The 10,337-nt window shown below is 67.0% G+C and carries 9 protein-coding genes; 4 read left to right on the top strand and 5 right to left on the bottom strand.

What is annotated here, in order from left to right; all coding sequences use genetic code 11:
• Positions 1-165: 165 nt before the first annotated feature.
• From RTY46_RS19055 to RTY46_RS19045, 3 genes are all read right to left on the bottom strand, one after another.
• Positions 166-1,731 (bottom strand): protein adenylyltransferase SelO family protein, encoded by a 1,566-nt coding sequence (locus tag RTY46_RS19055; RefSeq protein ID WP_312710350.1) that lies wholly within the window; start codon positions 1,729-1,731, stop codon positions 166-168.
• Between the two features lie 31 nt (positions 1,732-1,762).
• Entirely contained in the window at positions 1,763-2,452 is a 690-nt protein-coding gene (locus tag RTY46_RS19050; RefSeq protein WP_312710348.1) for a glutathione S-transferase, read from the bottom strand.
• A 158-nt stretch (positions 2,453-2,610) separates the two neighbouring features.
• Complete coding sequence (locus RTY46_RS19045; protein WP_004153307.1) at positions 2,611-2,820, bottom strand: cold-shock protein; 210 nt, start codon at positions 2,818-2,820, stop codon at positions 2,611-2,613.
• 302 nt (positions 2,821-3,122) lie between these two features.
• Between RTY46_RS19045 and RTY46_RS19040 the strand changes: the two genes are divergently transcribed.
• Positions 3,123-3,611, top strand: a complete 489-nt coding sequence (locus RTY46_RS19040; protein ID WP_312710346.1) for a YaiI/YqxD family protein — start codon at positions 3,123-3,125, stop codon at positions 3,609-3,611.
• A 14-nt stretch (positions 3,612-3,625) separates the two neighbouring features.
• Here the strand turns inward: RTY46_RS19040 and RTY46_RS19035 are convergent, their stop codons facing one another.
• Positions 3,626-4,504, bottom strand: coding sequence for a pseudouridine synthase (locus RTY46_RS19035; RefSeq protein WP_312710345.1), 879 nt, complete (start codon positions 4,502-4,504; stop codon positions 3,626-3,628).
• A gap of 121 nt (positions 4,505-4,625) precedes the next feature.
• Here RTY46_RS19035 and RTY46_RS19030 point away from each other — a divergent pair, with 121 nt between their 5' ends.
• From RTY46_RS19030 to RTY46_RS19020, 3 genes are all read left to right on the top strand, one after another.
• Positions 4,626-5,174 (top strand): YaeQ family protein, encoded by a 549-nt coding sequence (locus tag RTY46_RS19030; RefSeq protein ID WP_312710344.1) that lies wholly within the window; start codon positions 4,626-4,628, stop codon positions 5,172-5,174.
• Entirely contained in the window at positions 5,171-6,355 is a 1,185-nt protein-coding gene (locus tag RTY46_RS19025; protein ID WP_312710342.1) for an NAD(P)/FAD-dependent oxidoreductase, read from the top strand. Before RTY46_RS19030 ends, RTY46_RS19025 begins: the two co-directional genes overlap by 4 nt.
• Before the next feature lie 91 nt (positions 6,356-6,446).
• Positions 6,447-8,516, top strand: coding sequence for an EAL domain-containing protein (locus RTY46_RS19020; protein ID WP_312710340.1), 2,070 nt, complete (start codon positions 6,447-6,449; stop codon positions 8,514-8,516).
• Positions 8,517-8,599: 83 nt separating this feature from the next.
• Here the strand turns inward: RTY46_RS19020 and fabV are convergent, their stop codons facing one another.
• Positions 8,600-9,859: an enoyl-ACP reductase FabV gene (fabV, locus tag RTY46_RS19015; protein ID WP_312710338.1), complete on the bottom strand. Its 1,260-nt coding sequence runs from the start codon at positions 9,857-9,859 to the stop codon at positions 8,600-8,602.
• Between the last annotated feature and the right edge of the window lie 478 nt (positions 9,860-10,337).

The raw sequence follows: 10,337 nt of genomic DNA, 5'->3' as shown, positions 1-10,337 counted from the left end.
GCTGCCAAGCCTACAAGGACGTACTTGCGGCGTCCCCGCAATCCGACACCGCCCCACCATCCCACCGATACCCAGCTTTTGACGTTGCTGTTGCTGTTGCTGTTGCTGTTGTTGTTACTGTTGCATTGAGCAGGTGCAGGGCTGCAAGCCCTGCAGAGAACACCCCTACGAACTGCAGGACAGCATCGAGCAGCCGGCGCGGTGCTCGGCCCAGGCCGGCCGCTTGCCCGCGTAGTGTTCCAACCCCGGCCGCTGCGTGTACGGATCGCGCAGCACCTCCTGCAGCGCATGCACGCCCCCCAGGTCGCCCTGCTCGGCGCGATCGATCGCCTCCTGTGCCAGCCAGTTGCGCAGCACGTACAGCGGATTGGCCGCTTCCATTTTCGCCTGCCGCGCCTCGGCCGACAGCGGGTCCACACGCAACCGCGCCGCGTACGCCTGCAGCCACTGCTGCAACGGCGCCTCCACCGCCTGCCGGCGCGCCTCGTCGTAGTACACATCGCCCAGTACGGCCACATCCGGTACGGACGCATCCACCTGCATCAACGCACGCCACGCCAGGGTCATGTCCATGCCACCCTCCTGCAGCAACTGCTGCCAGCGCAGGTACAACTGCAGGTCTTCGTCGTCGGCGGCGCCCAGCCCCAACTTCGCCGCAGCATCACGCCGCGTGCAGGACACGAAGGTGGACTGGAACGCGGCCAATCCAGCCTGCAGCGGCTGCACGTCGGCGAACAACGGCGACAGCGCCTGCGCCAACCGGTTGAGATTCCAGTACGCCACCTGCGGCTGGGTGCCGAAGCGGTAGCGGCGCCCCTGCGCGTCAGTGGTGTTGGGCGTCCAGTCCGGGTCGTAATCTTCCACCCAGCCGTAGGGACCGTAATCGATCGTGAGGCCGAGCACGGACAGGTTGTCGGTGTTCATCACCCCATGCACGAAGCCGACGCGCATCCAGTGCGCCATCAACTCAGCGGTGCGCACGGCAATCTGCGCGAACCAGTCGCCGTACAGTGCCTCCCCTGCCCCTTGCAGTTCGGGGAAATCGCGGGCGATGCAGACATCGGCCAACTGTTTCAGCAGCGTCGTCTCGCCACGCGACGCAGGCAGTTCGAACGTGCCAAAGCGCATGAACGACGGCGCCACGCGGCAGACGATCGCGCCGGGCTCGGCACGCGGGTGGCCGTCGTAGAACATGTCGCGCACTACGTCCTCACCGGTGCCCACCAGCGACAGCGCACGCGTGGTCGGCACACCAAGATGGTGCATCGCTTCGCTGCACAGGAACTCGCGGATGGAGGAGCGCAGTACGGCGCGGCCATCGGCGCCGCGCGAGTACGGCGTCGGCCCCGCGCCCTTCAACTGCAGCTCCCAATGGCGCCCGTCGGCGGCCACCAGCTCACCCAGTGATATCGCGCGGCCGTCACCCAACTGCCCGGCCCAATGGCCGAACTGGTGGCCACCGTAGTTGGCCGCCCACGGCTGCATGCCGGCGTACAGCGCATTGCCACCGAACACCTGGGCGAAGTCCGCACCCTGCACATCACCAGCATCGAACCCCAGCAGTGCGGCCACTTCGGGCGACCAGGCCAGCAGGGTCGGCGCCGCCACCGGGGTCGGCAGCACCGACGACCAGGCCGCCTCGCGCACCTCACGGCGGCGCGGGCCGGATTCGGGATCGCCCGGCAGGGCGGACAACAAGCGATTGTCGAAGCGGGGGGCGTGGGTATCCATGCCAGCAGGATGGGGGCGGCCGGCCCCGGCCTCAATCGCCGCGCAGGGCCTGCAGCGCCCCGCCCTGGGCCTCGGCGCGCTGGTAGGCCGGGCGCCGGCCGATGCGCGCCAGGAAGCTGCGCAGGGCCGGCTTGTCGTCCAGCCCGCCGCCACGGGCGGCAGCAGCCTGGATCGGGAAACTCATCTGGATGTCGGCCGCACTGAACCGTTCACCGGCGAACCACGGGCTTTCGGCCAAGCGCCGCTCCATCCAGTCCAGGTGCAGGCGGCGCTGCGGGCCGATGAAGCTGCGCTCGGCCTTGTCGGCGATGCTGCGCGCGATCGGCCGGGCAAAGAAAGGCATCGGCGCACTGCGGATGCGCCCGACCACCAAGGTCAGCAGCAGCGGCGGCATGGCCGATCCTTCGGCGTAATGCAGCCAGTAGCGATAAGCGATGCGCTCGGCACTGTCGGCCGGCAGCGGCGGCGGTGACAGAAGGCGATCGGTGTCGTAGCGATCGGCCAGGTAATCCAGGATCGCGCCGGATTCGGCCAGCACCTGGTCACCGTCCTGCAGCACCGGTGCCTTGCCCAGCGGATGGATCTGCCGAAGCTCCGGCGGCGCCAGCAGCGTCTTCCGATCGCGCGGGTAGCGCCGCAGCTCGTAGTCCAGACCCAGTTCTTCCAGCATCCACAGCACGCGCAGCGAACGGGAATTTTCCAGATGGTGGACGATGCGCATGGGCGGGCTCATGGAATGCATGGCCCATTGTAGAGTCGAGCCATGCTCGACTGCCTTCACGCCGCAGTCGAGCATGGCTCGACTCTGCACAAAGGCAAAAAAAAAACGCCGGAAGCTTTCGCTTCCGGCGTTCTGGCTACCCAAAGGCAGCAGACGGATTAGACCGCCTGCACCTGGTCAGCCTGCATACCCTTCTGGCCCTGGACGGCGATGAAGGTAACCTTCTGGCCTTCCTGCAGGGTCTTGAAGCCGGTGCCCTGGATGGCACGGAAGTGCACGAACAGGTCCGGGCCGCTTTCCGGGGTGATGAAGCCGAAGCCCTTGGCGTCGTTGAACCACTTGACGGTGCCGGTCTGACGATCAGACATTTGACTAACTCCTGAAACACATGTTGAAAAAATCGCAGCCACCGGGAATCGGGGCCGAGACTGAGTTGCAGGCGTTGGTAAAGCGGATCGATGAGCGGATCGTGAGATCAACTGCACCAGGCCACGATTCACGGTGACCCTAGCAAACACAGTGGATCGAACGATACGCGTGTTTTCGGCAAAAAGCGATAGCCCCTGCATTCAGCGGCAGGACCCCGCCCGCTAGGCGTGACAAGGGCTGGGCCCAGATCGCGGCTAAACCCGAGTCCCTATTCAGGTTTTTCCTACCCTACACTGGGCTGATGACTGAAGCTGAAACCCCCGCTGAACACGCCCGTCCGCGCATCTGGGTGGATGCCGACGCCTGCCCCGGCGTCATTCGCGACATCCTTTTCCGGGCCGCCGAGCGGGTCGGTCTGGACCTGACCCTGGTCGCCAACCAGTGGCTGCGCACCCCACCCTCGCGCTGGATCCGCTCCCTGCAGGTCCCGCAGGGCCTGGACGTGGCCGACAGCGCCATCGTGGAACGGGTGGCCGCCGGTGACCTGGTGGTTACCCAGGACATCCCGCTGGCGGCGCTGGTGCTGGAGAAGAAGGCAGTGGCGCTGAACCCGCGCGGCCAGCTGTACACCGCCAACAACATGGCCGAGCGCCTGTCCATGCGCAATTTCATGGAGGAACTGCGCGGTGCCGGCGTGCAGACCGGGGGCCCGCCGCCGCTGGGCGCGCGCGATCGCCAGCTGTTCGCGGCCGAACTGGACCGCTGGCTGGCCCGGATCAAACCACGCTGATCAAGCCGCGATGGTCATGCCCGCGCTGCCGGGTCCGGCGGCCAGCACAGCGAACGCTTGCTGCTGAACAAACGGCGCTCCCCGCTCAGCGGGTCCTGGAAGGCCAGCGCCCGGGCCAGCAGCTGCAGCGGCGGCGCATCGTCCATCGGCCGCAGTTGCGGGTACAGGTCATCGCCCAGGATCGGCGCCCCCAGCGCCGCCATGTGCACGCGCAGCTGGTGCTTGCGGCCGGTTTCCGGCCGCAGCCGGTAATGCCAGACCGCACCGTGCTCGGCAATCACCTCGATGCCAGTGCGCGCATTGGGCTCGCCCTGTGCTTCGGCCATGCGGAAGAAGGGCTCGCCGGGCACGATCCGGCTCAGCCGCTGCAGCGGGAACTGCTGGCCCGGCAGCGCCGGCGCCAGTGCTTCGTAGACCTTTTCGATGCGCCGCTCGCGGAACAGGCGCTGGAAGGCGTCGCGGGTGTCGGGCCGCTGCGAGAACAGCACCAGCCCCGCAGTGAGCCGATCCAGCCGATGCAGCGGCACCAGATCGGCATTGCCGGTGTCCGCAACCAGCCGCGCCAGCAGCGTTTCGCGTACGTAGCCACCGGCCGGGGTGACCGGCAGGTAATGCGGCTTGTCGGCCACCAGCAGGTGCGCATCCTCGTACAGCACAGTTTCATGGAACGGAATGGCCGGCTCGTCGCCCACTTCGCGGAAGTAGCGGATCTGCAGGCCGACCTGCCACCGCTGGTCAGCTGCCAGTGCCCTGCCCTGCGCGTCCTGCACCCGGCCGCGGGCGAAACGGCCCAGCCACTGGCCACGATCAATGCGCGGGAAACGCGCGCACAGGCCGTCCAGCAGCGTCGGCCAGTCACCGGGGGGCAGCTGCAGACGGCTGGGCAGAGTCATCGAATACGCACGCGGGAAAGACCCGGCCAGAGTGCCATCGTTGACACCGCGCCGACACCCCTGCCACGGACACCCCGCCGGCAAACCTCTATCATGAGCGGTCTTTGCCCCCGGAACGCCCATGGCCCTTACCGCCACCATCCGCAAGGCCGAACTGCAGATCAGCGACATGGATCGCGGCTACTACGCGACCCACAACCTGACCCTGGCCCAGCACCCGTCCGAAACCGACGAGCGCCTGATGGTGCGCCTGCTGGCCTTCGCCCTGAACGCCGATGACCGCCTGGAGTTCGGCCGCGGCCTGAGCACCGACGACGAACCGGACCTGTGGCAGCACGATTACACCGGCGACATCCTGCAGTGGATCGACCTGGGCCACCCGGACGAATCGCGCATCCGCAAGGCCAGCAACCGCAGCCGTTCGGTGCAGGTGGTGAACTACGGCGGCAACGCGTCGGATATCTGGTGGACCAAGCAGGGCAAGGGCCTGGCCCGGTTCGACAATCTGTCGGTGATCGATCTGGATGGCGCCTTCGTGGAACAATGGGGCCAGCAGATCCAGCGCGCCATGCGCTTCAGCGTGCTCATCCAGGACGGCGAAGTGCAGATCCTCAATGACCAGATCCAGCTGGACGTGATTCCCAGCTGGCGCAAGCGCGCCAAGGCATGAGCATCACCCGCTGCGACGTGGTGGTCATCGGCGCCGGTGCCGCCGGGCTGATGACCGCGCTCACCGCCGGCCGCCGCGGGCGCCAGGTGCAGGTGCTCGACCACGCCAACAAGGTGGGCAAGAAGATCCTGATGTCCGGTGGCGGCCGCTGCAACTTCACCAACACCGGCACCACCCCGGCCAACTTCCTGTCGGCCAACCCGCACTTCTGCAAATCGGCGCTGGCCCGTTACTCGCCTTGGCACTTCATCGAGATGGTGGAGAAGCACGGCATCGCCTATCACGAAAAGGAACTGGGCCAGCTGTTCTGCGATGTTTCGTCGAAACTGATCGTGAAGATGCTGGTGGAGGAATGCCAGGCCGGCGGCGCGCAGATCCGTACCCAGTGCAGCATCGAGCGCATCGAACACGGCAGCGATGGCTTCCGCGTGCACACCACGCAGGGGCTGTTCCATTGCGCATCGGTGGTGGTGGCCACGGGCGGGCTGTCCATTCCCAGCCTGGGTGCCACCGGCTTCGGCTACGAACTGGCCCGCCAGTTCGGCCACAACGTGCTGCCCACCCGCGCCGGCCTGGTGCCGCTCACCCTGAGTGGCAAGCACCAGGAACGCCTGGCCGAGCTGAGCGGCGTGGCCCTGCCGGTGCAGGCGCGCTGCAATGGCACCAGCTTCCAGAACTTCATGCTGCTCACCCATCGCGGCGTCAGCGGGCCGGCCATCCTGCAGATCTCCTCGTTCTGGCAGCCCGGCGACACCCTAGAACTCGACCTGCTGCCCGGCCAGGATGCGACCGAGTGGCTGCGGCAGATGAAGCGCGAGCGGCCTGCGGCCGAACTGCGCACGGTGCTGGGCGAGGTGCTGCCCAAGCGGCTGGCCCAGCGCCTGTGCGAACACTGGCTGCCGGACCGCCCGGTGCGCCAGCTGGACGAACCGGTGCTGCGCCAGGCCGGGCAGCTGCTGGGCGGTTTCCCGCTGGTGGCCAGTGGCACCGAGGGCTACCGCACGGCCGAAGTCACCCTGGGCGGCGTGGACACGGCCGAAGTGTCGTCTTCCACGTTCGAGTCCAAGCGGGTGCCCGGCCTGCATTTCGTCGGCGAGGTGCTGGATGTGACCGGCTGGCTGGGCGGCTACAACTTCCAGTGGGCCTGGGCCAGCGGCCACGCCGCCGGCAGCGTGGTGTGAACCGCATCGCCGTTCGGCGCTCGCCGGGGGCCGGCGCATGGACGCGCCGCCGCGCATCGTGTATCTAGGTTCGCAGATTGGGGAGCAGTGCATGCAGAACGCGAACGACATCACCATCCGCCTGCTGATCGTGGACGACAGCGGCGAAAACGCAGAAGCCATCGTCAGCACCCTGCGCAACAGCGGCATTGCCGTTCGCCCGTGGCGCCCACAGGATTCGGCCGAACTGTCACAGGTGCTGGCCAGTCAGGCCATCGACCTGGTGCTGGCCTCGCCGTCGCAGGGCATCCCCCTGCCGCTGGTGGCCCAGCACATCGCCGCCAGCGGCAAGGACATTCCGCTGGTGCTGCTGGCCGACCGCATCGACGAAGACGAACTGGTGCAGGCCAGCAGCAACGGCGTGCGGGCCCTGGCCCTGCGCCAGCGCAACGAGCACCTGCTGGCCGTGGTGCGCGACCAGTGGGTGGATCTGCAGGCACGGCGCGGCCTGCGCCGCATCGAAGCACAGATGCGCGAGACCGAGCGCCGCTGCGATGCACTCATCGCCTCTTCCCGCGACCCCATCGCCTATGTGCATGAAGGCATGCACATCCGTGCCAACGACGCCTACCTGGGCATGTTCGGCTACGAAGAGTTCGACGATATCGAAGGCATCTCGCTGCTGGACATGGTGGCCACCCAGCATGTGGACGGCTTCAAGCAGCTGCTGAAGTCACTCAGCCGCGGCGAGGCGCCGCCACCGCAGTACCAGCTCGATGCCCGCCACCAGGACGGCAGCGTGTTCCCGGCCACGATGGAGTTCACCGCCGCCACCTACGAGGGCGAGGCCTGCCTGCAGGTGGTGTTCCGCCGCCGCCTGGAGCTGGACACCGAACTGGCGCGCGAAGTGGAAGACCTGCGCCAGCGTGACCAGGTGACGGGGCTGCTGAACCGCCCCACCTTCATGCTGCAGGTGGAAGACGCGGTGGCCCAGGCCGGTCGCAGCGAAGGCCAGTTCGGCCTGCTGCTGGTCGAGCCGGACCATTACGCACGGTTGATCCCCGATATCGGCCTGGATTCGGCCGACACCCTCATCGGCGCCCTGGCGGCACTGCTGGCCAAGGTGGTGGGTGACCAGGCCCAACTGGCACGCTTCGGCGAACACAGTTTCGCGGTGCTGCAGGCCGGCCCGTACGCGCAGACCGAAGCCCTGGCCGAACGCATCCGTGCCGCGTATGCCGCGCATGTATTCAGCATCGGCGCGCGCTCGGCCACGGTCACCGTCAGCGTGGGCGGCGTACAGGTGGGCGAAAAGATCGCCAGCATCGGCCAAGTGCTGGCCCGCGCCAGCGAATGCACCCAGGCCGCCGCAGCGCTCGGCAACACCTGCCGCATCTTCGACCCGGCCGCCGCTGACCGTGTTGAAGAAGAACGCGTGCAGCGCTGGGTGGCGCGCATCCGCGAAGCCCTGGCCGGCGATGGTTTCCAGCTGCACTACCAGCCGGTGTTGAACCTGCAGGGCGAGCCGCACGAGCTGTATGAGGCCTACCTGCGCCTTGAACACAATGGCGAACTGCTCAGCCCCACCGCCTTCCTGGGCATCGCCGAGGAATACGGCCTGCTGGCGGACATCAACCGCTGGGTGGTGGCGCGTGCGATCAGCGTGCTCGGCGCGCGCGCACGCGAGGGCCATGCCACGCAGATGCTGGTGAAGGTCACCCCGGAATCGTTCGACGATCCGAAGATGATCGCCACCCTGCGCCAGGAACTGCAGGCACACGGGGTGCCCGGCGAGCGCCTGTGGCTGCATGCCCCTGAAGCCAAGGTGTTCACCCATCTGCGCGCCGCGCAGCAGTTCCTGGCGGCCGTCGCGCCGCTGGGCTGCCGTATCGGCCTGGAGCAGTTCGGTTCGGGGCTGGATTCGTTCCAGCTGCTGGCGCACTTCCAGCCGCAGGTGCTGAAGCTCGACCGCAGCTTCACCAGTGACCTGGTGTCGACCCGCGAGAACATCGACCTGATCAGCCAGATCACGGCACGCGCACAGGACGCCGGCATCCGCACCGTCGCCGAATTCGTCAGCGACGCCAATTCCATGACCCTGCTGTTCAGTGCAGGCGTGGACTACGTTCAGGGCGACTTCGTCGGCCCTGCCCTGCCGGTGATGAACTTCGAGTTCGGTTGAATGGTAGCGCCGGGCCCAGCCCGGCGAGCGCAGCGGCATCCACGGCATACGCCGGGCATGGCCCGGCGCTGCCGTTCATCACATCAGGTCAGATCGACCAGGTTGGCGATCTTCACGTCCGGATTGACGTCGGCCTCGTAGTCCACGCCTTCCACTCCAAAACCGAACAGGCGCAGGAAATCGGCCTTGTAGCCGGCCAGGTCGCTGATCTCGTACAGGTTCTCGTTGGTCACCTGCGGCCACAGCTCCAGCACCTTGCCCTGCACTTCCGGCGCCATTTCCTTGTAATCGGCACGCAGGCGGCCTTCCTCGTCCACCAGCGCAACCGTGCGACCCTGGCCATCGACCAGATCGTGGCGCAGGCGATCGACGGCCACGCCGTCAGCCTTGCCGCCGTAGAGGATGTCGTACAGCACGTCGAGCTGCTCGATGCAGCCCTCGTGCGTGCCCTGCGCCTTCATCACCTTGAACAGCAGCGACAGGTACAGCGGCATGGTCGGAATGGCCGAGCTGGCCTGGGTGACCACCGCCTTCAGCACCGACACGCGCGCGTCGCCACCAATTTTTGCCAGCGATTCGCGCAGGCCCAGCACCTTGTTGTCCAGATCCTTCTTGGCGGCACCAATCGAGCCGTTCCAGTAGATGGCCTGGGTGATTTCCTCGCCCACATACGTGAAGGCGGTGGTGGTGCAGCCCTCGGCCAGCACGCCGGCATCGGCCAGCGCGTCGATCCACATCTGCCAGTCTTCGCCGCCCATCACCGCTACGGTGCCGGCGATTTCTTCCGGGGTGGCCGGCTGCAGGGTGGTTTCGGTGATCACTTCCTTGTCGGTGTCCAGGCCACGCAGGGTAATCTGTTCGCCGATCGGCTTCAGCGTGGAGCTGATGATCTCACCGGTCTTGGGGTGCTTGCGGCGCGGCGCAGCCAAGCTGTAGACCACCTGGTCGACCTGGCCCAGGTCGGCCTTGATCATCTCGATGGTCTTGGCCTTCACTTCATCGGAGAAGGCATCGCCGTTGATGCTCTTGGCGTACAGGCCGGCTTCGTCGGCGTACTTGTGGAAGGCGGCCGAGTTGTACCAGCCCGCGGTGCCCGGCTTGGTCTCGCTGCCCGCACGCTCGAAGAATATACCCAGGGTCGCAGCGCCACTACCGAAGGCAGCGGTGATGCGCGCCGCCAGGCCGTAGCCGGTCGACGCACCGATGACCAGCACGCGCTTTGGACCATTCTGGATGGGCGGACGGGCGCGGATGTAGTCGATCTGCTGCTTGACCGCGGCCTCGCAGCCGGTCGGATGGGTGGTGACGCAGATGAAGCCGCGGACGCGCGGTTTGATGACCATGGATACCTCGGGTTGGCAGATGCGGCGCACGCGGGCGCACGCGAACCGCAGGATCGTAGTGCGCGGGGGGCGATTGCACAACCGACGCAGGCGTAGGGTGGGGTTTCTCTTTTGCAGGGCTTGCAGCCCTGCACCTGCCGAAGCAATTGCCAGAGCCGAGGCAACAGCCAAAGCCGGTTCCTGAGGATTGGCGGGGCGGGTCCGGTTGCGGGGGACGCCGCAAGTACGTCCGTGTAGGCTTGGCCGCGGCATCCATGCCGCGGACACCCCCGCAACCGGACCCACCCCGCCTTCGACAGTTTCCTGCGATCTGTCAGAACAGCACGGGGTCGGATCCCGTTGCTCCGCAACGGGCTCTGACCCCAGATGGATTTCGATATCTGAACGATGTGTCGACCAAGGTCGACACCTACCAACAGCCGCGTGAACCTGTCAGAGGTGGGGCGGTGTGGGTGGGCAGGACCGCAGGCGCCATGGA

Origin of the sequence: Stenotrophomonas sp. (assembly GCF_032056425.1) — a bacterium.
In the GTDB taxonomy this organism is placed as follows: Bacteria; Pseudomonadota; Gammaproteobacteria; order Xanthomonadales; family Xanthomonadaceae; genus Stenotrophomonas.
Note: the sequence above shows the minus strand (reverse complement) of the source record. Positions and strands in the feature narration are given on the sequence as shown.